Source organism: Hydrogenophaga sp. (genome assembly GCF_026125825.1).
Lineage (GTDB): Bacteria > Pseudomonadota > Gammaproteobacteria > Burkholderiales > Burkholderiaceae_C > Hydrogenophaga.
The window spans coordinates 1-19,914 of record NZ_JAHCKK010000082.1; the positions used below are offsets into that span (position 1 = coordinate 1).

22 protein-coding genes are annotated in these 19,914 nt (G+C 66.5%); 8 read left to right on the forward strand and 14 right to left on the reverse strand.

What is annotated here, in order from left to right:
- On the forward strand, positions 1-1,959 hold a 1,959-nt coding region (locus tag KIT86_RS19735; protein ID WP_297401520.1), incomplete at its 5' end, for an efflux RND transporter permease subunit.
- 16 nt (positions 1,960-1,975) lie between these two features.
- On the forward strand, positions 1,976-3,367 hold the full coding sequence (locus tag KIT86_RS19740) for an efflux transporter outer membrane subunit (RefSeq protein ID WP_297401522.1): 1,392 nt from the start codon (positions 1,976-1,978) through the stop codon (positions 3,365-3,367).
- Between the two features lie 9 nt (positions 3,368-3,376).
- On the opposite strand, the gene sctL is transcribed toward KIT86_RS19740, so the two are convergent.
- The 6 genes from sctL to KIT86_RS19770 form a co-directional block, all read right to left on the reverse strand.
- Positions 3,377-3,991 (reverse strand): type III secretion system stator protein SctL, encoded by a 615-nt coding sequence (gene sctL / locus KIT86_RS19745; RefSeq protein ID WP_297401524.1) that lies wholly within the window; start codon positions 3,989-3,991, stop codon positions 3,377-3,379.
- A complete protein-coding gene (locus KIT86_RS19750; RefSeq protein ID WP_297401526.1) occupies positions 3,988-4,587 on the reverse strand; it encodes a hypothetical protein in 600 nt (199 codons plus the stop codon). The genes sctL and KIT86_RS19750 overlap by 4 nt, the downstream gene beginning before the upstream one ends.
- 116 nt (positions 4,588-4,703) lie before the next feature.
- Positions 4,704-5,102: a CesT family type III secretion system chaperone gene (locus KIT86_RS19755; protein WP_297401528.1), complete on the reverse strand. Its 399-nt coding sequence runs from the start codon at positions 5,100-5,102 to the stop codon at positions 4,704-4,706.
- Between the two features lie 26 nt (positions 5,103-5,128).
- Positions 5,129-5,401 (reverse strand): hypothetical protein, encoded by a 273-nt coding sequence (locus tag KIT86_RS19760; protein ID WP_297401530.1) that lies wholly within the window; start codon positions 5,399-5,401, stop codon positions 5,129-5,131.
- 33 nt (positions 5,402-5,434) lie between these two features.
- Positions 5,435-5,986 (reverse strand): EscE/YscE/SsaE family type III secretion system needle protein co-chaperone, encoded by a 552-nt coding sequence (locus KIT86_RS19765; protein ID WP_297401531.1) that lies wholly within the window; start codon positions 5,984-5,986, stop codon positions 5,435-5,437.
- Entirely contained in the window at positions 5,983-6,318 is a 336-nt protein-coding gene (locus KIT86_RS19770; protein ID WP_297401534.1) for a hypothetical protein, read from the reverse strand. Before KIT86_RS19770 ends, KIT86_RS19765 begins: the two co-directional genes overlap by 4 nt.
- Positions 6,319-6,429: 111 nt before the next feature.
- On the opposite strand from KIT86_RS19770, the gene sctT reads away from it, so the two are divergent.
- Both sctT and sctU read left to right on the forward strand, forming a co-directional pair.
- On the forward strand, positions 6,430-7,215 hold the full coding sequence (sctT, locus tag KIT86_RS19775; RefSeq protein ID WP_297401535.1) for a type III secretion system export apparatus subunit SctT: 786 nt from the start codon (positions 6,430-6,432) through the stop codon (positions 7,213-7,215).
- Positions 7,212-8,264, forward strand: coding sequence for a type III secretion system export apparatus subunit SctU (gene sctU / locus KIT86_RS19780; RefSeq protein ID WP_297401538.1), 1,053 nt, complete (start codon positions 7,212-7,214; stop codon positions 8,262-8,264). The genes sctT and sctU overlap by 4 nt, the downstream gene beginning before the upstream one ends.
- Before the next feature lie 15 nt (positions 8,265-8,279).
- Here sctU and KIT86_RS19785 read toward each other — a convergent pair whose 3' ends face one another.
- From KIT86_RS19785 to KIT86_RS19820, 8 genes are all read right to left on the reverse strand, one after another.
- Entirely contained in the window at positions 8,280-8,693 is a 414-nt protein-coding gene (locus KIT86_RS19785; protein WP_297401540.1) for a DUF2784 domain-containing protein, read from the reverse strand.
- Positions 8,694-8,801: 108 nt separating this feature from the next.
- The gene (locus KIT86_RS19790; protein ID WP_297401542.1) at positions 8,802-9,968 is read right to left on the reverse strand and encodes an ABC transporter substrate-binding protein; all 1,167 of its coding nucleotides are present in this window, start codon (positions 9,966-9,968) and stop codon (positions 8,802-8,804) included.
- A 43-nt stretch (positions 9,969-10,011) separates the two neighbouring features.
- Positions 10,012-11,178: an ABC transporter substrate-binding protein gene (locus KIT86_RS19795; protein WP_297401544.1), complete on the reverse strand. Its 1,167-nt coding sequence runs from the start codon at positions 11,176-11,178 to the stop codon at positions 10,012-10,014.
- Positions 11,179-11,214: 36 nt separating this feature from the next.
- Positions 11,215-13,071 carry a long-chain fatty acid--CoA ligase gene (locus KIT86_RS19800; RefSeq protein ID WP_297401546.1) on the reverse strand — a complete coding sequence of 619 codons (1,857 nt, stop codon included), beginning with the start codon at positions 13,069-13,071 and terminating at the stop codon, positions 11,215-11,217.
- Between the two features lie 3 nt (positions 13,072-13,074).
- Positions 13,075-13,863, reverse strand: a complete 789-nt coding sequence (locus KIT86_RS19805) for an ABC transporter ATP-binding protein (protein WP_297401548.1) — start codon at positions 13,861-13,863, stop codon at positions 13,075-13,077.
- Positions 13,860-14,687 (reverse strand): ABC transporter ATP-binding protein, encoded by an 828-nt coding sequence (locus KIT86_RS19810; RefSeq protein ID WP_297401550.1) that lies wholly within the window; start codon positions 14,685-14,687, stop codon positions 13,860-13,862. The genes KIT86_RS19805 and KIT86_RS19810 overlap by 4 nt, the downstream gene beginning before the upstream one ends.
- Positions 14,684-15,760 carry a branched-chain amino acid ABC transporter permease gene (locus tag KIT86_RS19815; protein WP_297401552.1) on the reverse strand — a complete coding sequence of 359 codons (1,077 nt, stop codon included), beginning with the start codon at positions 15,758-15,760 and terminating at the stop codon, positions 14,684-14,686. The genes KIT86_RS19810 and KIT86_RS19815 overlap by 4 nt, the downstream gene beginning before the upstream one ends.
- Before the next feature lie 12 nt (positions 15,761-15,772).
- On the reverse strand, positions 15,773-16,648 hold the full coding sequence (locus KIT86_RS19820; RefSeq protein WP_297401554.1) for a branched-chain amino acid ABC transporter permease: 876 nt from the start codon (positions 16,646-16,648) through the stop codon (positions 15,773-15,775).
- Between the two features lie 171 nt (positions 16,649-16,819).
- Here KIT86_RS19820 and KIT86_RS19825 point away from each other — a divergent pair, with 171 nt between their 5' ends.
- The 4 genes from KIT86_RS19825 to KIT86_RS19840 all read left to right on the forward strand — a co-directional run.
- Positions 16,820-18,223, forward strand: a complete 1,404-nt coding sequence (locus KIT86_RS19825; RefSeq protein WP_297401556.1) for an acyclic terpene utilization AtuA family protein — start codon at positions 16,820-16,822, stop codon at positions 18,221-18,223.
- On the forward strand, positions 18,220-18,594 hold the full coding sequence (locus KIT86_RS19830) for a hypothetical protein (RefSeq protein ID WP_297401558.1): 375 nt from the start codon (positions 18,220-18,222) through the stop codon (positions 18,592-18,594). Before KIT86_RS19825 ends, KIT86_RS19830 begins: the two co-directional genes overlap by 4 nt.
- On the forward strand, positions 18,591-19,382 hold the full coding sequence (locus KIT86_RS19835; protein ID WP_297401562.1) for a crotonase/enoyl-CoA hydratase family protein: 792 nt from the start codon (positions 18,591-18,593) through the stop codon (positions 19,380-19,382). Before KIT86_RS19830 ends, KIT86_RS19835 begins: the two co-directional genes overlap by 4 nt.
- A gap of 71 nt (positions 19,383-19,453) precedes the next feature.
- Positions 19,454-19,914 (forward strand): alpha/beta hydrolase (locus KIT86_RS19840; protein WP_297401564.1); only part of this gene is annotated, 461 nt, incomplete at its 3' end.

Below are 19,914 nucleotides of genomic sequence, written 5' to 3' on the forward strand. Positions count from 1 at the left end.
CTGATCGTGGCCGCCGGCCTGGTGGTGGACGACGCCATCGTGGTGCTGGAGAACATCCAGCGGCACATCGAACGCTCGCGTGCGGCGCAGGCCGCCCATGGCTGGCGCGAGGTCGGGCGGCGCACGGTCTGGCGCGCGGCCTTCACTGGCGCGGGCGAGGTCTGTTTCACCCTGCTGGCGATGAACCTGGCGCTGATCGTGGTGTTCATCTCCATCCTGTTCATGGGCGGTGTGGTGGAGCGGCTGTTCCGCGAGTTCTCGATCACCCTGGTGGCGGCCATGTTGATCTCGCTGGCGGTGTCGGTGACGCTCACGCCCGCGCTGTGCGCGCATGGCTTGCCGGCCGGCCCGCCCAGGCCACCGGGGCCGTTGGCGCGCGGCTTCGCCAGCCTGCTGGCCGATGTGCAATCGGGCTACGCGCGCAGCCTGGGGTTCGCGCTGCGCCATCGCGTGCTGATCCTGTTGTTGCTGGCCGGCACCGTGGCGCTCAACGTGTGGCTCTACGTCGCCATCCCCAAGGGCATGCTGCCGCAGCAGGACACTGGCCAGCTCGGCGGCTTCGTGCGCGGTGACGACGGCTTCTCCTTCCAGGGGATGCAGCCCAAAGTGGAGGCCTACCGCCGCCTGCTGGTGGCCGACCCCGCCGTGGCCGACGTGACGGGTGTGAGCGGCGGGCGCACCGGCACCAGCAATTCCTGGTTCCGCATCCGCCTCAAGCCCCTGGCCGAGCGCGGCGAGCCGGCCTCGGCCGTGGTGGCGCGGCTGCGCGCCAACGCGCCGAAGATCGCCGGCGGTGTGCTGTTCGTGAACGTGGACCAGGACATCCGACTCTCCAGCGGCGGGGGCGACAACGAGTACCTGTTCGTCATGCGCTCCGATTCCCTGCAAGACCTGCGCGGCTGGACCAAACCGGTGGGCGAGGCGCTGCGGGCACTGCCCGAGCTGGCCGACGTGGACTTCGGTGCCGGCGAAGACGCGCAGCAGGTGGTGCTGAACGTGGATCGCGAGGCCGCCCGCCGCCTGGGGGTGCGGATGGACACCGTGACCACGGCCCTGAACAACGCCTTCTCGCAGCGCCAGGTGGCCACGCTGTACGACCCGCTGAACCAGTACCGCGTGGTGATGGAGGCCGACCCGCGCGGCAACAGCGAGCCCTCCGCACTCGAGCAGGTGCAACTGCTCAACGACGCGGGCGAGCGCGTGCCGCTCAGTGCCATTGCCACCTGGCGCTACGGCCTCACGCGCGACCGCGTGCAGCACGACGCGCAGTTTGCCTCCGCCGGCATCAGCTACGCGCTGGCGCCCGGGGTCAGCCTGCAGCAGGCGCAGCAGGCCATCGACCGCGCCGTCAACGGCTTGCTGCTGCCCACCAGCATCTCCACCGGCGAGCGCGCCGGCGACCCCAACAGCCTGCAGGCCACGCTCAAGCGCCAGCCCTGGCTGATCCTGGCCGTGCTGGTCACGGTGTACCTGGTGCTGGGCATGCTGTACGAAAGCACGCTGCACCCCTTGACCATCCTCTCCACGCTGCCTTCGGCGGGGGTCGGTGCGCTGCTGGCACTGCGCATCTCGGACACCGAGTTCAGCCTGATCGCATTGCTCGGGCTGTTCCTGCTGATCGGCGTGGTGATGAAGAACGCCATCCTCATGATTGACTTCGCGCTGGCCGCCCAGCGCACGCGCGGCCTGACGCCACAGGAGGCGATCCACGAAGCCGCGCTGCGCCGCCTGCGCCCCATCCTCATGACCAACCTGGCCGCGCTGCTGGGCGCCGTGCCGCTGGTGCTGGGCCTGGGCGAAGGCGCCGAATTGCGCCGCCCGCTGGGCATCGCCATCATCGGCGGCCTGGCCGTGAGCCAGCTGCTCACGCTCTACACCACGCCCGTGGTCTACCTCGCGCTCGAGCGGTTGCGCCGCCGCGTGCATGGCCCCAGCCCGGTGGCGGCCCAGACCGCCTGAACCCATGCCCTTCACCTTGCCTTCCCCCCGTCTCACGCTCGCCGCCCTCCCGCTGCTGCTGGCGGCCTGCGCCACCGGCAACGACTACCGCGCCCCCGAGATCGCGCTGCCCGCCAGTTTCCAGCACGCCGGGGCGTCGTCGACAGACGCCGCAATCAAGCCCGCGTGGTGGGCCGTGTACGCCGACGACGAACTCGACCGCCTGCTGCGCCGCGTGAGCGAAGCCAACGCGGAGCTGGCCCAGGCCGAGGCGCGCTGGCGCCAGGCGCTGGCCCAGGTGGACGCCGCACGCGCACTGGCGCTGCCGCAATGGGGTGCGGGCGCTTCCGTGACACGCAGCGGCGGCAACGCGGCCGCAGGCGCCAGCGCCAGCACGAGGCAGCTGTACGCGGCGGGCCTGGACCTGTCCTGGTCGCCCGACCTCTGGGGCCGAGTCGCCCTCTCGCGGCAGGCCGCCACGGCCGGGGCCCAGGCGCAGGCCGCGCTGTTGGACGCCGCGCGCCTGGCGCTGCAGCTGGCGGCCGCGCAGGGTTACGTGCGGCTGAGGGCCCTGGACGCACAGCTGGCGCTGCAGGCCCAGGCGGACGAGGCCTACGCGCGATCGCTGCAGGTCACGCAACTGCAATACGAAGCCGGCCTGGTGGCGCGCGCCGACGTGATCCAGGCCGAGACCCAGCTTCAGTCGCTGCGCACGCAGGTGTTCACTTTGCAGCGCCAGCGCGCGCTCGAGGCCCATGCGCTGGCGCTGCTGGCGGGTTCCACGCCCACGGACTACCCGATGGCCGCGCGCGACGGTGCCTTGCCGGTGGTGCCCGCCATTCCCGCCGCCCTGCCTGGTGAGCTGCTGCGCCGCCGCCCGGACCTGGCTGCCGCCGAGCGCGCGCTCGCCGCCGCACACGCGCGCCTGGGCGTGGCGCAACGCGCCTGGCTGCCCGACCTGACGCTTTCGGCCAGCGGCACCCTGCAGGCCAGCCGCTGGGCTCGCCTGCTGGACGCGCCCGCGCGCGTCTGGTCGCTGGGGCCCCAACTCGCGGCCACGCTGTTCGATGGGGGCACGCGCCGCGCAGATGAGGCCACCTTCCTCGCCGCCTACGACGAACAGGCCGCGGCCTGGCGCGGCGGCGTGCTCCTGGCCGTGCGTGAAACGGAAGACGCGTTGGTGCAGCTGTCCACGCTGGCCGAGCAGGACCGGCAGCAGCAGCAGTTGGTGAGGCTGGCCAGTGAGAACGAGCGGGTGGTGGGCTACCGCTACGAGGCCGGCGAGATCAGCTTCCTGGAGGTGGCGACCGCGCAGAACCTCGCGCTGTCGGCGCGCCGCGCGGCACTCGACGTGCAGGCCGAGCGGCTGGCGGCCAGCATGGCGCTGGTGGCTGCGCTTGGTGGTGGCTGGCAGGCGCCCGCGCGCTGAGCCAGTCGGTCAGATCGGGACGCCGGCCACCATGTGCCGGGCGGCGTCCGAGGCCTTGACGCTGCGCACCAAGGCGTTCTCGATCGCGCGCAACTGCGATTCGAGATCGGTTTCCACCAGGCCCATGGCGCTCCTCAGCACGAAGGTGCCCGGCTTGAGGCGCGAATCCCGCTCCACGACCAGCGATTGCAGGCCGGGCGTGTCGCGCAGCAGCGCGGGGACGGCCGCGCACAGCGCATCGTGGTGGCTCGGGTGCACGTGCAGCGTGGCCTGCGTCTGCTGGCGCAGGGCCTTGAGCGCCTTGCCGACGGCCAGGACCGCACGCTCGTGGTCGTTGTACTGGGCAAAGATCGACCGCACCGCGTTGATGACCACGCTCACCAGCTCCGATTCGACTTCCGTCATGTAGGCGTCCCGGCTGGCGATGGCTTGCAGCATGAGCCGGGAGGTCTCCTGGGCCGCGGCCTGCGCACTGTCCCGGCGGATGCGTCCGGCCTCTTCCTCCGCCTGGCGGCGCGCATGGTCCAGCAGCGAGGCGGCCTCGGCCTGCGCGTCCGCGAGGACCTGAGCGGCCTGGCGAAAGAGGTTGGCCTCCTCGCGGCGAATGATTTTTCCCGACCTCATGGCAGGGCTCCGACGCCATCGAGGGCGCTGGCGAGAACCGGCTCCACTTCGCGCAACACCCGATGAAGGAGGGCGCCGCTCGGGGCGGTCGCCAAGACCTGCGCGGGATCGATCGGCGCGATTTCCCGCAGCAGGGCACACAAGCGCGCGCGCAGGTGGCGGTGCTCACCGTCCAGGCCGTGGCAGAAGGCCTGCAAGGCGGCGACGCCGGCTTCTCGAACGGCCACGCCAACGCGCCCAGGATCGTCGAAAGCCGCCGGTGCCCCCGAGAGGGTGCCGATCAGCGGCGCTCTCAACATGCCGAACTGGAAAAGCTCGTGGCCAAGCTGCTCGCGAAAGGCCGCGATACGCCGGCCCTCCAGCACCTGCCGCAACGCGGCGCCTGCAGCCAGCATGCCGACGTGGTCGGCAAATCGCCGAAGGCGCGACGCCCGCAACACCAGCAGGGTCCAGAGAAGAATGTGCGCCTGTCCGCAGGCCGGCGCTTCATGCGCGGGCGCACCAGGGCCGCCACCAGCCAGCAGCAGCGCACGTGCCCGCTCGCTGAGGGAGGATGCATCGACGTCGGTGCAGGAGGGAAGGTCAATGAGGCGCATGGACCGGTTGCATGCGAAGTCCGGGATTGGTTAGGACGATGAGTGGGCGCCTGGCCGACAAGGCCATTGACCGCATGGCCGATATTCGCGCTTTCTTGTGCCAGCGCGCGTCCGAATCAACCAGTGCCGCGGACATGCTCCATCGACCAGGCATCGGCGGCATTGAGGAACCGCTCCAGCGCACGCTCGACCGCCACAGGGCCGGCGCGCGCAGGCACCTCGCTCTGCAGCAGCAGGCTGTCGGTGTCTGGCGACAGGCACAGGATGTCGTGGCACACCGGCAGGCGAGTGGTCGAGAAATGCAATGCCCTCTCCAGCAAGGCCACGCGGGCCGCGTCGGCTTCGGGCAAGTCAACGAGGTGAACCTCAAATACCAGCCGTCCGTCTGGGAGCGGGTGAATGTCGATCCTTCGGCCGCCGTCGTGGCTGAGCGAAAAGCGGCCATCGGCGCGAGGCTTCAACCCCACAACACCGAACTTCTCCAGCGCACGAGACAGGTCTTTGGCGGCTTGCATGGAATCGACTCAATCGCGCCGCGAGCTCAAGCCACGTTCTTGAGCACAGAGCTGACCATGTCGCGCAACGACTTCATGAGCTCCGACGACAGCTGCGTGGCTTCTGCCATTTCAGCGGTTTCACGCTGCACGGCCAACAGATCCTGACTCGACATGTCACCCTGCTGTTGCAACTGCTGGATGAGGTCTCGGAAGCGCACGTTGTTGGCCTGCAGCATCGGGTTCAGCGTGCTGTACACCGCGCCGATGTTGATGCCAGAACCAAGGACGTCGACACCAGAAGATTTGAACAATGCCATGGAAGTCTCCTCAAAAAGCAATGGATGTCGCGCTCAGCCAGGGCTTGCCGTGGAGGACGCGAGAACCTGCAGAGCCACCTCGACCCCCGTCTTCAGCAGGCAGAGATCGCGGTATTGCTGGGGTGATCCACCCCGTCGCAAAGCCAGGGTCACCTCGTCGCTCGCCCGCTCAAGCTCCCTCTGGAGCGCCAGTTGGCGAGCAGGCGTCATGGGAAGGACTTCCAGCATGAAGCGCTGCAGGTGCATCTGACGATTGAGCAGGTCCGCACTGCTGAACCCCACCGCCGGGTTCAACGGCGCGGCGACGTGTTGCCAATGCTCGCGCGCGCTCTGCCCCATGCGGTTCATGGTGTTCAGAATGGCATCGCCCAGGGTGAAGGGGCGGTCCGCCGCCAGGGCATTGCCCGGCGCAGCCCTGGGCGCCTCGACCACAGCGGAAGTGGTTTCTGCTCGCGCGGCGCGCATGGCAGAGAAGGACGCGGCGGATGCCTCGCTGTCGGCCTTCGCCTGCCCCGCCCATTCCGACTTCCCCGATGCAACCGAAGAGACCCCCGCGTTCGCGGCCGACATGTTCAATGAGCTCACCACTTTGCCCCTCCTTGCACGGCCTTTTCCAGCAACTCGGCCAACGCGCGGCTGCCAGGCGCCTTGTCCAGGCCCTCTTTCGCCCATTGCGCGGCCGCTTCTCTGCGACCCTGCAGCAAGTCGATCAAGGACAACCCCACGTACGGAAACTCGCTTTGCCGCCGGAACGCCCTGAGCACAGAGAAGATCTGCTCGGCTTGTGGCCAGCGCTTCTGATCGATCGCCAGGAAGCCGGCTTCCGCGAGTGACTTCGCCAGGCCGGGCGAGAGCAGGTCCGGCATCGACACGGCCACAGGGTGCTGTACAGAAGGGGTGGGCGCCGGAAATTGCATGGCTGGAGCGGACGTGGTTGGCGAACTGAGTGCGCAGGTTCGAAAGGAAAGTTCGGACCTCCAGCCGGCTCGCGGCGAACGGTGAAAGGGTTTGAACCTTGGTGCGCAGGCATGCTGGACATGCAAGAGGTGCAGGTCGCCACGCTGGCCCTGATGCTGGGCATGGCGCGATTGACGGCGTTGCTGTTCATGCTGCCGTACTTCGCCAAACAGGCCACTTCCAGTCTGTTGCGCGTGGCTATTGCGCTGGCGTTCACCTTGCCTGCGCTGCCCATGCTCATGGCGCAGTACAGCGAGCACTCGCCGACCGATGCCTGGCTCGTGGCCCTGTTGTTCAAGGAGACCCTGATTGGTTTCCTCATGGGCTGGGCCCTGGCGTTGCCGTTCTGGGCGGCAGAAGCCATCGGCTTCATCATCTCCAACCAGTACGGTGCCACCGTGGGCAACTCGAACGATGCCCTCACGGGCAACGAAACTTCACCGCTGGGCGTGTTGCTGTTGCAGCTGTATCTGGTGCTGTTCCTGCTGCACGGCGGCGCCAACGCGGTGCTGGAGACGTATTACGCGAGCTACGCCGTGTGGCCCTTGGCCGCCACCTGGCCCACGCTGGAGGCGGGTTTCCCGGCCCATTGGCTCAAGCTCTTCGACGCGATGATGCGTTTGGCCGTGATGCTGGCCGCGCCCGCCATGATCGCGATGTTGCTGGCCGAGATCGGGCTCGCCATTGTGAGCATGTTCGCTCCGCAGTTGCCAGTGTTCTTTCTGGCCATGCCGGTGAAGGCCTGCATTGCGCTTTTTGTGCTGACGCTGTACCTGGTCACGCTCATGGGCTATCTGGGTGATCACGCGCAAGCGATGTCGGTGATCCTGCCCGATCTCGGGAAGCTGGTGCGATGAGCGAAAAGACCGAACAACCCACTCACAAGCGCCTGACCGATGCCCGGAAAAAGGGTGACGTGGCGCATGCCAAGGACGCGTCCAAGGCCTTGATGATCTGGGCCTGTGCGGGCTACCTCCTGTTTTCGGCCACCCAACTCGCCGATGCCATGCTGTTTCTGATGGAATGGGCGGGCACGCACGCGAATGGGCCATTTCGCGCGGTGCTGGGGGCCTTTCTGACCCTGTCATTGAAAGAGCTCAGCATCGCGCTGTTGCCCTGGATGGCGATCGTCATCGTGCTCGCCATCTTCGGCGAACTGGTCACCGCAGGACCTGTGTTTGCACCTGAAAAGATGAAGTTCAACTTCCAGAAGCTGGACGTGGTGGCCAATGTGAAGAACATCTTTTCGGCGCGCAACCTCATCGAGGCGCTGAAGTCGGTGATCAAGGTGGTGGCGTTGACCGGCATCGTGTGGAAGCTGGTGCACGACAACCTGGGCACGCTCATGCTGCTGGCGGGTTCCGGTATCCAGCCCGTGACGACCGGTTTGGGCATGCTGATGAAAGCCTTGCTGTTGGCCACGGCATTCGTCTTCACCATCATCGCGGGTTTCGACATGTTGATCCAGCGCAAGCTCTTCACCAAGCAGCAGATGATGACCAAGGACGAGGTGAAGCGCGAACACAAGGAGTCCGAAGGGGCGCCGGAGATCAAGGGCGAAAGGCGCCGGTTTCACCAGGAAATTGTTCACAGTGGGGGTGGCGGCAGTCGCAAGCCATCGGTGGTGGTGACCAATCCCACGCACCTCGCGGTGGCGCTGCGGTACGAGCAGGAAGAAACGCCTTTGCCGATCGTGCTCGCCAAGGGCGCGGGTTGGCAGGCTCAGGCCATCGTGCGGGAGGCGCGCGCGCACGGCGTGCCCATCGTTCAACACATTCCGCTCGCACGCGCGCTGGTGGCTCAGGTGGAGGTGGACGAGCCGGTGCCCGAGCACCTGTTTGAACTCGTCATTGATGTCCTCAAGGCCGTGAAAGAGATAGCGCCCGCCGAACGCGCGCGACCTTGAGGCCGGCGCCGAGTCTCACGGACGCCGCGTTGGCCTGACCCAGCACCAGGCCAATGCCACCACCCAAGCAAAAGCCGTGTACGCCGTCACGAACACCCACCAGGGGGCATCCCAGTACAGCAGCTTTGAAAGCCAGTGTTCGATGAAGCTCTCGCGGTAGCTTGGCTGGCCAGCGGTGCGGCGCAGCGCTTGCTCCCACACCGTCAAAGGACACAGCTGGCCCAGCCACGCCTGGACTGCGATGAAGACCATCAGGCCCAGGTGGCTGATCCGCAGGCCCGCGTGACGCACCCAGTGCCAGCCGAGGGCGCCGCCCAGCAACACCAGCGGCAGCAGGCCGACCACGAAGACCACGATGCCAACGTGCAGCGCGAGCAGCGCGTCGGCCAGCAGGGCAGCGGTGGCGGGGCTGAGGTCCGGGTTCCACATGGTGGCGCCATCGTACGTCGCCGCGCCCCGCGGCAGCCAAAAAAAACCGCCAATGCACGGGGCGCTGGCGGCTGCGCGCATGGCCCGCCGAAGCGGGTGGCGCGGCACTCAATCCTTGGACGACATGTATTCGCTGAGCACTTTCCAGCGGCCATCCTGAATCTGCGACAAGCGTGTGGCGTTGCTGCCCAGGCGTTTGGTGGGGCTGAAGGTCATCTCGGCGCTGCCGAAGATGTCCGGCGGGATCTTCATCGTGTCCATGGCCTTGATGAAGCTGTCGGTGGTCAGGCCAGGCCCGGCCTTGGTGGCGGCGCGGATGAATCCGTCGATGGAGCCGTAGCCGTAGACCGAGAAAACCGTGGGCTCTTCGTTGAACTTGGTCTGGTACTTGTTGGCCCAGAAGCGCAGGGGCTGTGAGGCCGAGTCGAGGTAGGGGTGCTGCACCGTCATGGCGGCGTAGAAGCCATTCATTGCGGGGCCGCCGAGCTTGTGGATGAGGTCGGTGTAGGCGGCGCTGGAACCCACGAAGGTGGGGTTGAAGCCCAGGCGCTTGGCCGTGGCGATGCCGCCGATGGTCTCGCGGATGATGGTGCCCATCACCACCAGATCGCACTGGTCGGCCTGCAGTTTCTGCATCTGCGAGGCGAAGTCGGTGGCGCCTCGCTTGTAGGTGGTTTCCGCCGCGAGCGTCATGCCGATCGTCTTCAGGCCGTCTTCGGCGCCGCGCTTGACTTCCAGGCCGAATTCATCGTCCTGGTACATCGCGCAGACCTTCTTGGCTCCCTTCTCCTTGGCGAGCAGAGGCGTGACGATCTTCATCTGGTCGTAGTAGGTGGCGGCGAACGAGTACTTGAGCTTGTGGAAGGGCTCATACATCTGCCGTGCGGCCGTGATGGGGTAGAAGTTCAGCACATTCTTCTGGAACTGCACCGGCATCGCCGCCATGTTCTGCGCCGTGCCGATGTGGCCCACCATGGCGAAGATCTTGTCCTGGTTGACGAGCTTCTGCGCGGCCAGCACCGCGTTGCGCGGATCGTATTTGCTGTCCTCGACGAGCAGCTTGATCTTTCGGCCATTGATGCCGCCCTGTTCGTTGATCTCATCGACGCGCAGCAGCATGCCCATGCGCACCTGTTTGCCAAAGCCGGCGATGGGGCCCGAAAGGTCCTGGATCGACCCGATCACGATTTCGTCCTTGCTCACGCCCTGCGTCTGGGCCAGGGCTGGCCCGGCGGCCAGCGCCAGCACGGCCGCGGCAGTCAGTGTTGTTTTCATCGCTGATGTCTCCTGTAAAGGGTGGTTGACACGGGATGCGGAATCACTGGTTCACGTAGTCTGAGGTCACCTTCCAGCGGCCGTCCTGGATCTGCGACAGGCGCATGGCCATGCTGCCGTAGCGCCGCTGGGGGCTGAAGCGCAGTTCCGGCGATCCGAAGATGTCGGACGGTACGGTCAGGCTGTCCATGGTCTTGACGAAGCTCTCGGTGGTGAGGTTCGGGCCGGCGCGGCCCGCCGCTCTCGCGAAGATGTCGATCGCGTTGTAGCCGTAGACTGAGAAGACGTTGGGGTCTTCGTTGAACTTGGTCTTGAACTTGTTGGCCCAGAAGCGGATCGGCTGCGAGGCTTCGTCCAGGTAGGGGTGCTGGGTGGTCATGGTGGCGTACAGGCCGTTCATGGCGGGGCCGCCGAGTTTGTGGATGAGGTCGGTGTAGGCCGCCTGCGACCCGAAGAAGGTGGGATTGAAATCCAGCTTGCGCGCGGTCCCGATGGTGCCGATGGTCTCGCGGATGATGGTGCCCAGCACGACGAAGTCGCAGTTGGCGGCCTTCATGCGCGCCACCTGCGACGAAAAATCGGTGGCGCCGCGCTTGAATGAGGTCTTCTCGACCATCTGCATGTTGACGGCCTTGAGGCCTTCTTCCGCGCCGCGCAGCACCTCCAGGCCGAACTCGTCGTCCTGGTAGATCGCGCAGACTGCCTTGGGCTTCTTTTCCTGCACCATGCGCGGCAGGAAGGTGCGCATCTGCTCGTAGTAGGGCCCGATGTTGGCGAACTTGAGTTTGTGGAAAGGCTCGTACATCTCGCGAGCCGCGGTCACGGGCAGGAAGTTCACCACGTTCTTCTGGAACTGCACCGGCATGGCCGCCATGTTCTGCGCCGTGCCCAGGTGGGCAATCATGGCGAAGATTTTTTCCTGGTTGACGAGTTTCTGCGCGGCCAGCACGGCGTTGCGCGGGTCGTATTTGGAGTCTTCCACCAGCAGGCGGAGCTTGCGGCCATTGATGCCACCTTGCTCGTTGATCTCGTCGACACGAAGCACCATGCCTTGCCGCACGGATTTGCCGAAGCCCGCCAGCGGCCCCGAGAGATCCTGGATCGAGCCGAGAACGATCTCGTCCTTGCTCACGCCCTGCGTCTGGGCGAGGGCGGCGCCGGCCGACAGGCTCAGTGCGAGGGCGATGAAGGTGAGGCGGGCGGTGGTCACGGGCTGATCTCCTGGGGTTGAAAGGGCGAGGTCGCGTCAGCGGTACATGGCATCGATCTGCTCGGCGTACTTCTGTTGCACCAGCTTGCGCTTGAGTTTCATGGTGGGGGTGAGTTCTTCGTCTTCGGCGCTGAGCTGGGTGTCGAGCAGGAAGAACTTCTTGATCTGCTCGACGCGGGCGAACTTCTTGTTCACTCGGTCGATCTCGGCCTGGATGAGCGACTGCACCTCTGGCGCGCGGGTGAGGCTGGCGTAGTTGGAAAACGGCACGTCGTTGTCCTGCGCATACTTCTCCACGTTCTCCTGGTCGATCATGATGATGACGGTGAGGTAGGGGCGCTTGTCACCGATCACCACGGCGTCGGTCACATACGGCGAGAACTTCAGCTCGTTTTCCAGCTCGCTGGGCGTGATGTTCTTGCCGCCTGCGGTGATGATGATGTCTTTCATGCGGTCGGTGATGCGGAAAAACCCTTCCTCATCGACCAGCCCCACATCGCCGGTGTGCAGCCAGCCATCGGCGTCGATGGTCTCGGCGGTTTTTTCCGGCAGGTTCAGGTAGCCCATGAACACGTTGGGTCCGCGCACCAGGATCTCGCCGGTCTTCGGGTCCAGTTTCACCTCGTTGTAGGTGGCGGCCGGTCCGATGCTGCCGGGCTTGATGCGGTCGGCGGGAATGCCGGTGGAGGCGCCGCAGGTCTCCGTCATGCCCCAGACTTCGAGCATGGGCACACCCAGGGCAAGGTACCAGCGCACCAGGTCGGGCGAGATGGGCGCTGCGCCGGTGACCAGGAAGCGCGCGCGGTGGATGCCGATGAGCTTGCGCACGTTGTCGAGCACCAGCACGCGTGCGAGGCGGAACTGCAGGCGCAAGGCGCTGGGCACCGGTTGACGGGCCATGACGAGGTCCGCCACCCTTTGCCCCACGCCAATGGCCCAGCCGTAGGCGGCCTGCTGCAGCTGGCTGGCTTCCTTGAGCGTGATCATCACGCCTGAATAGAACTTTTCCCACACGCGCGGCACGGCGGTAAAAACGGTGGGCGCAATCTCGCGCACGTTCTCCGGCACGGTCTCCGGGTTCTCCACGAAGTTGAGCTTGGCGCCGGTGTAGAGCGAGAAATACTCGCCACCCATGCGTTCGGCGATGTGGCACAGCGGCAGGAAGCACATGCACTCGTCGTGTTCGTCGCGCGCGATCAGCGTGTTGTAGCCGCGCACCGTGTAGACCAGGCCCTGGTGGCTGTGCATGGCGCCCTTGGGCCGGCCCGTGGTCCCAGAGGTGTACACGAGGATGGCCAAGTCTTGCGGCTTCACCGCGGCCACGCGCGATTCCATCGCGCCGGGGTGTTGCGCCAGGTGCGCCCGGCCCATCTCGCGCAGCGCGGCCAGGCTGATCACCTGCGGGTCGTTCAGGTCGCGCAGACCGTCCATGTCGACGACGACGATCTTCTTCAGGCGCGGCAACTGGGCGCGCACTTCCAGCGCTTTGTCGAGCTGCTCGTCGTCTTCCACGAACAGCACCGTGGTGGCCGAGTCGTCGCACAGGTAGTGCACCTGTTCGGCCGAGTCGGTGGGGTAGATGCCGTTGGCCACGCCGCCCGCGCTGAGCACGGCCAGGTCGCAGAGCACCCATTCGATGGTGGTGTTGGAGAGGATGGACGCGGTCTCGCGTGCCTCGAAGCCCAGCGCCATCAGACCGTGGGCGATCTCGCGCACGGCGGTGCCGGTCTGGTCCCAGGTCCAGCTGCGCCAGATGCCGAAATCCTTCTGCCGCATCCAGATCGCCGGACCGCGCTTCTTCACGCCGTTCCAGAAGAGGGCGGGAATGGTGTCGCCGGGCAGCACCACGTCGGTGCGGGGCTGGATGTGGGAGAGGTCCCAGAGGTAACTCATGCCTTATCTCCAGTTCTTCTTCTTTTTCCAGCGCCGCTCACCGCGCGCCCCGGTTTCTTTCATGCCGAGGTAGAACTCCTTGATGTCGTCCTTCTCGCGCAGGTGGGCGCAGGTGTCTTCCATCACGATGCGGCCGTTCTCCAGGACGTAGCCGTAGTCGGACGCGTTGAGCGCCATGTTGGCGTTCTGCTCGACCAGCAGGATGGTGGTGCCGCGCTCGCGGTTGATGCGCACCACGATCTCGAAGATCTCCTTGGTGAGCTTGGGCGAAAGACCCAGGCTGGGCTCGTCGAGCAGGATGAGGTCGGGGTCGGCCATCAGCGCGCGGCTGATGGCCAGCATCTGCTGCTGGCCGCCGGAGAGCAGGCCGGCATCCTGCAGCGCCCGCTCGCGCAGGATGGGGAAGTAGTTGAAAACCACCTCCATGTCGCGCGCCACACCGTCGCGGTCCTTGCGCGTGTAGGCGCCCATCAGCAAGTTGTCGCGCACCGAGAGCAGGGGAAAGACCTCGCGCCCCTCCGGCACATGCGAGAGGCCTTGCTGAACGATCAGCGCGGGGTCCTGCGCCGTGATGTTCTCGCCCTTGAACTCGATCGATCCCTTGCGCGGGTCGATGATGCCGCTGATGGTCTTGAGAATGGTGGTCTTGCCCGCGCCGTTGGAGCCGAGCACGGTGGCGATCTCGCTGCGCCGCACCTGCAGGCTCACGCCCCGGATCGCCTTGATCGGGCCGTAGGCGCTCTCGACGTTGAGCAGCTTGAGCACGGGGGCGTCAGACGTTGCAACGCTCATGCCGTCACCTTGTGGTTTTCGCGGCGCAGGCTGGAGACGTCGTCCATCGAACCCAGGTACGCTTCAATCACGCCCGGGTCGCTCTGGACCTGGGCCGGCGTGCCTGAGGCCAGCTCAGTGCCCATGCTCATGGCCAGCACGCGGTCCGAGACCTTGGAGACCAGGCTCATGTCGTGCTCGACCATCAGCACCGTGATGCCAAGCTCTTCCTTGATGTCGGTGATCCAGAACGCCATGTCCTCGGTTTCCTCCACGTTCAGGCCGGATGAGGGCTCGTCGAGCAGCAGCAGCTTGGGCTCGGTGCAAAGGGCTCGCGCGAGTTCGACCACCTTGCGCACGCCATAGGGCAGACCGGCCACCATGGATTCCCGGTGGTGCTGCAGATCGAGCAGATCGATCACGCGCTCCACCTTCTCGCGCGCCTCGATTTCGGCCGCCCTGGTCTTGCCGGTGAAGAAGATCTCGCTCCACAGCCCTGTCTTGCGGTGCGTGTGGCGCCCGATCAGCAGGTTCTGCAACACCGTGGCGTGCTCGAAAAGCTCGATGTTCTGGAAGGTGCGCGCGATGCCCAGCTTGGCGATCTGGTGCGGCGCCTGGTCTGTCAGGCGCAGCGTGCCGTCGGGGCCGGCGTAGTCGATGGTGCCGGTGGTGGGCGTGTAGATGCGGCTGATCAGGTTGAAGACCGTGGTCTTGCCGGCGCCATTGGGGCCGATGAGCGTGAAGACTTCGCCGCGCTTCACGTCGAACCTCACGTTGTTGACCGCCAGCACGCCGCCGAAGCGCACGCTCAGGTTCCTGGCCGAAAGAAGCACGTCTTGGTTCATTTCAGGCGATCCGATTTCTGGAACGTTTTCTGCCGCTTGAACAGGCCCTTGCGATAGAACGGAAAGAGCTGGAACCAGGTCCGCACCTTGAGCCAGCGGCCATACAGGCCCATGGGCTCGAACAGCACGAAGGCGATCAGCACGATGCCGTACACCGCTCCCTGCAGGCCGGCGGCCTGGCCGATGGCCTCGGGCAGGAAGTCCTTGCCCAGCGCGATGAGCTGCGGCATCACAATCAGGAAGATCGCCCCGAGGAAGGCGCCGTGGATCGAGCCCAGCCCGCCGATCACCACCATCAGGAGCAGGTCGATCGACTGGATGATGCTGAACTGCTCGGGCGATAGGAACTGGATCTTGTGCGCGTAGAGCGCACCGCCGATGCCCGCGAGCGCGGCCGAGAGCGCGAAGCTCAGCGTCTTGTAGCGCGCGAGCTGGATGCCCATGCTCTGTGCCGAGATCTCCGAGTCGCGGATGGCGACGAAGGCACGACCTGTGGACGATCGCATGAGGTTGACGATGCCCAGCGTGGCCAGCACGGTCACAACCAGGCACAGGAAATAGAACTCCTCGGTGGAATCCAGGGCCCAGCCGAAGAGAGCGGGGTACTGCACCATCAGACCGGCATTGCCACCGGTCACGTGCTCCCAGCGCGCGATCACTTCCTCGACGATGAAGCCAAAAGCCAGTGTGGCCATGCCAAGGTAGATGCCCTTGACGCGCAGCGCCGGCAGACCCACCACCATGCCCACGGCCGCCGAGAGCAGGCCTGCGCAGGCCAGGGCCAGCGGAAAGGGAATGCCTGCGTTCACCATGATCGCCTGCGTGTACGCACCCACCCCGAGAAAGGCCGCGTGCCCAAGGGAAAACAGCCCGGTGAAGCCGGCCAGCAGCATCAGACCCAGGCCCACGACGGCATAGATGAGCACGAAGGTGAGCTGTGCCAGCCAGTATTCCGGGATGACCCAGGGCGCAACCACCAGGAACAGGCCCAGCAGGCTGTACCAGAACCTGTGGCCGCCGTGCTTGGCGAGCCGGATGTCCTGGTTGTAGTCGGTCTTGAAGAGGAATCGCATGTTCGTGGTGCCTCAGACTTTCTTGCGCAGCTTCTCGCCAAAGAGGCCGTTGGGCTTGAGCACCAGCATGAGCAGCACCACGATGTACGGCGCCACGTCCTTGAAACCTTCGGGCAGGTAGAAGCCCGAGAACGCCTCGACGATGCCAATGATCAGCCCGCCCACGATCGCGCCAGGCAGGCTGCCAAAGCCGCCGACCACGGCGGCGGGAAAGGCCTTGAGGCCGATGAAACCCATGTTGGCATGCACGAAGGTGATGGGCGCGAGCAGCAGGCCGGCCACGGCGGCCACGGCGGCGGCCAGGCCCCACACCAGGCCGTTGAGCCGCTTGACCGGAATGCCCATGTAGTAGGCCGCAAGCTGGTTCTGCGATGAGGCCTGCATGGCGATGCCCAGCTTGCTGTAGCGGAACATGGCGAACAGCCCGGCGCAGAGCAGGGCGGTGGAGCCGATCACCACGATCTGCTCGGCCGAAACCACAAGCGCGCCCAGGCGCAGCACCTCGTTGGCATAGGGAACCGGCAGCGTGTGGGTGTCGGTGCCGATGTTGGGCAACATGGTGATGAGCCCGCGCAGCGTGTAGCCCACGCCGATGGTGAGCATCACGATGGAGAAGGCCGGCTGCCCCAGAATGGGGCGGATCACCACGCGCTCGAGCACCACGCCGAACAGGCCCATGCCCACAATGGCGGCGGGCACCGACAGCCAGAACGGAAAACCCAGCATCGTCATCGCCGCCAGGCCGCCGAAGGCGCCCACCATCATCAGATCGCCCTGGGCAAAGCTCACCGTTTCGGTGGCCTTGTAGATCAGCACGAAACCCAGCGCGATCAGCCCATAGATGCAGCCCTGGGCCACACCGCTGATGAGCAGTTGCAGCAATTGCACGCGATGTCTCCTGTATGGTTCTGTCGACGCGGTGGCGGCGGGGTGGCGCTGCGATCTTTGTGGCAGTCTGCCCAGCAGGTGTGCGCAATTTATAGCTGTCTTGCATGAGACTGGCGCTAGGGGTTGTCCCCCATCCTGAGTCGCCGACGCGCCATCAAGATCAAAACCATCATGAAGTCCATACGAATCGGCGCCGGTCTCGGGTTTTATGGCGACAACTGGGAACCCATTGCCGCGAGCATCGAACGCGGGGATGTGCAATTCATCGCCAGCGACCACTTGGCCGAACTCACCCTGGCCATCCTGCAGAAAGACCGCCAGCGCGATCCCTCCCAGGGTTACGCGCGCGACGTGGTGCCGCTGCTGATGAAGCTTTGGCCGCTCATGCGCGCGCGCGGCGTGCGTTTCGTGTGCAACGCGGGTGGCCTGAACCCGCAAGGTGCGGCGCAGGCGGTGCTCGCGGCCTTCAAGTCCAGGGGCTGGCAGGCCCGGGTGGCGGTGGTGAGTGGTGACGACGTGCTGCCCCGCCTGCTTGACGGCGCAGCGCCCGCCAGTGCCTTCGCCCACCTCTTCACCGGCGCGCCGCTGGCCGAGGTGCGCGACCGCCTGGTGTTCGGCAACGCCTATCTGGGCGCGCGACCCATCGTGGCTGCGCTCGATGCGGGCGCCGACATCGTCATGACCGGGCGCGTGGCCGATGCGGCCTTGTTCCTGGGGCCGCTGGTGCACGGCCTGGGCTGGACGCTTGCCGGAGCGACGCAGGCCCGCGACCTCGACCGCCTCGCGCAGGGCCTCACGGTGGGCCACCTGCTTGAGTGTTCGGGGCAGGGGAGCGGTGGCAACTTCGGCAGCCAGGGTGCGTGGCAGGCCATTCCCGATCTGGCGCACATTGGCTACCCCATCGCGCAGGTGTGGGAGGACGGCCAAGCGCTCATCACCAAGGCGCCTGGCACCGGCGGGCGGGTCAACTTCGACACCGTGCGCCAGCAGTTGCTGTACGAGGTGCACAACCCGCACGCCTACTTCTCACCCGACGTGGTGCTCGACATGGGCCGCATCGAGCTCCTCGACGAGGGCGAGGACCGGGTGCGCCTGAGCGGCGCGCGCGGCACGGCGCCCACCGACACGCTCAAGGTGGTGGCCGGCTTTCGCGACGGTTACAAGGCCGAGGTGACCTGGGGTTTCTCGTGGCCCGATGCCTGGGACAAGGCGCAGGCCGCGCAGGCCACCATCCGCACGCTGCTCCAGGACAAGCGCATCCCGCACGACGAGCTGTACGTGGAGTACCCGGGCCTGAACTCGGCGCACGGCGCGCTCGCGCCCCTGCCCAAACCCGATGCGTTGAACCAGTCCAACGAGATCTGGACGCGCATGGTGCTGCGCACACCCGACAAGGCCGCGGCCGATGGTTTCGGCCGTTTGTTCCCCTGGATGGGCCTGAGCGGTCCGGCGTACACCTGCGGTTTCACCGGCCTGCACAACACCAGTGAGTTGCTGGGCATCTGGCCCACGCTCATACCGCGAGCCGAGGTGGAAGCAGGTGTGCGCATGGAGATGTTGGAGAACGGCGCATGAACGCGATCCGCATTCCGCTGGTGCGCATCGCGCACGCGCGCAGCGGCGACAAGGCCGACTGGGTGGACTTCGGCCTGTTCGCCTGGAACGAGGCTGGCTACCGGCTGTTGGCGCGCGAGGTCACGGCTGAGCGCGTGCAGGCCCATTTCGCGCCCTGGCTGCCCGGCGAGGTGGAGGCCTGGCCGCTGCCCAACATCCTTGCGCTGAAATTCGTGCTGCGCGGTGCGCTGCAGGGTGGCGGCGCACGCAATCTGCGCCTGGACAACCTGGGCAAGGCCATGGCCGGCGCGCTGCTGAGAATGGAGATCGACGTGACCCAGGACGAACTGGATGCGGCCCTGAACACGCCGCGCGTGGGGGTGTGGCCATGAGCGCGGTGGTGACGGAGAAACTGGGCGAGGTGTGGGTGGTCACGCTGGCCCGCCCCGAGGTGCGCAACGCGGTGGACAGTCCCACCGCGCAAGCGCTGCACGCGGCCTTTCTCGCCTTCGAGGACGACGCCCACGCCCGCGTGGCGGTGTTTCACGGCGCGCTCGGTCACTTCTGCGCTGGCTGGGACCTGCAGTACGGCGCCCGGCTGGCCGCCACCGGCGAGACCGGCGGCCTGGACCTGGCGTTCTCCGCCGACGATTCGCGCGCGCTGGGCCCCATGGGCCCGTCGCGGCTGCAGCTCGCCAAGCCGGTGATCGCTGCCGTGAGCGGGGCGGCAGTGGCCGGTGGCATGGAGCTGGCACTCTGGTGCGACATGCGCGTGATGGAAGAAGACGCCTACTTCGGCGTGTACTGCCGGCGATTCGGCGTGCCCTTGATCGACGGCGGCACGGTGCGCCTGCCGCGCCTGATCGGCATGGGCCATGCGATGGACCTGATCCTCACCGGCCGCAAGGTCGAAGCCGCCGAAGCCCTGCGCATGGGCCTGGCCAACCGGGTGGTGCCGCCCGGGCAGGCGCGCGAGGCCGCCCTGGAACTGGCGCGGCAGCTCGCGGCGTTCCCGCAAGCCACGATGCGTGCCGATCGCGAGAGCGCCCAGCGCCAGTGGGACCTGCCCCTCGGTGAAGCGCTGCTGCAGGAGTGGCAGCGCGGACGCGAGCGCATTCCCGATGCTTTGGCCGGCGCGCAGCGTTTTGCCGAAGGGCAGGGCCGGCACGGCAAGTTCTGAGGCGCAGGCTTGCCTGAAGCGGTCCGGCCGACTACGCTTGCCCGACTTCCCGCTTCGCTTCAGGAACCGACATGCTGCGCCGTCTGTTGCTTCAATCCCCCGTGTTGTGCATGGCGCCGGCCATCGTGCGCGCCCAGTCGCCCCGTGACGAGTTCGATCTGGGCCCAAGCGGCGCGATGTCCATCCAGGAGCTGGAGCGGGAACCGGTGCACGTCACGCTGGACCAACCCTATGCGCTGACCACCAATCCGCGCCAGCGGTTGGACCTGTACCTGCCACGGGAAAGGCACCGGGGCCCGCTGCCCGTGATCCTCTACCTGCATGGGGGCGGCTGGATGCACGGCGACAAAGCCGACGGCGCAGGCCGGCTCATGGATTTCGTGCGCGGCGGCTACTACGCCGGCGTATCGGTCGGATACCGCCTCAGCGGCGAGGCGGCATGGCCGGCGCCCCTGCACGATGTAAAGGCAGCCGTGCGCTGGGTGCGCGGCAACGCCGACCGCCTGGGGCTGGACCCCGCGCGCATCGGCGT

What these genes read in the sequence shown, in the direction of transcription:
- sctL (WP_297401524.1), bottom strand. Translation starts at nt 3,991, where the DNA reads ATGAGGTCGGGAAAAATCATTCGCCGCGAGGAGGCCAACCTCTTTCGC.
- KIT86_RS19750 (WP_297401526.1), bottom strand. Translation starts at nt 4,587, where the DNA reads ATGCGCCTCATTGACCTTCCCTCCTGCACCGACGTCGATGCATCCTCC.
- KIT86_RS19755 (WP_297401528.1), bottom strand. Translation starts at nt 5,102, where the DNA reads ATGCAAGCCGCCAAAGACCTGTCTCGTGCGCTGGAGAAGTTCGGTGTT.
- KIT86_RS19760 (WP_297401530.1), bottom strand. Translation starts at nt 5,401, where the DNA reads ATGGCATTGTTCAAATCTTCTGGTGTCGACGTCCTTGGTTCTGGCATC.
- KIT86_RS19770 (WP_297401534.1), bottom strand. Translation starts at nt 6,318, where the DNA reads ATGCAATTTCCGGCGCCCACCCCTTCTGTACAGCACCCTGTGGCCGTG.
- sctT (WP_297401535.1), top strand. Translation starts at nt 6,430, where the DNA reads ATGCTGGACATGCAAGAGGTGCAGGTCGCCACGCTGGCCCTGATGCTG.
- sctU (WP_297401538.1), top strand. Translation starts at nt 7,212, where the DNA reads ATGAGCGAAAAGACCGAACAACCCACTCACAAGCGCCTGACCGATGCC.
- KIT86_RS19785 (WP_297401540.1), bottom strand. Translation starts at nt 8,693, where the DNA reads ATGTGGAACCCGGACCTCAGCCCCGCCACCGCTGCCCTGCTGGCCGAC.
- KIT86_RS19790 (WP_297401542.1), bottom strand. Translation starts at nt 9,968, where the DNA reads ATGAAAACAACACTGACTGCCGCGGCCGTGCTGGCGCTGGCCGCCGGG.
- KIT86_RS19800 (WP_297401546.1), bottom strand. Translation starts at nt 13,071, where the DNA reads ATGAGTTACCTCTGGGACCTCTCCCACATCCAGCCCCGCACCGACGTG.
- KIT86_RS19805 (WP_297401548.1), bottom strand. Translation starts at nt 13,863, where the DNA reads ATGAGCGTTGCAACGTCTGACGCCCCCGTGCTCAAGCTGCTCAACGTC.
- KIT86_RS19810 (WP_297401550.1), bottom strand. Translation starts at nt 14,687, where the DNA reads ATGAACCAAGACGTGCTTCTTTCGGCCAGGAACCTGAGCGTGCGCTTC.
- KIT86_RS19815 (WP_297401552.1), bottom strand. Translation starts at nt 15,760, where the DNA reads ATGCGATTCCTCTTCAAGACCGACTACAACCAGGACATCCGGCTCGCC.
- KIT86_RS19825 (WP_297401556.1), top strand. Translation starts at nt 16,820, where the DNA reads ATGAAGTCCATACGAATCGGCGCCGGTCTCGGGTTTTATGGCGACAAC.
- KIT86_RS19830 (WP_297401558.1), top strand. Translation starts at nt 18,220, where the DNA reads ATGAACGCGATCCGCATTCCGCTGGTGCGCATCGCGCACGCGCGCAGC.
- KIT86_RS19835 (WP_297401562.1), top strand. Translation starts at nt 18,591, where the DNA reads ATGAGCGCGGTGGTGACGGAGAAACTGGGCGAGGTGTGGGTGGTCACG.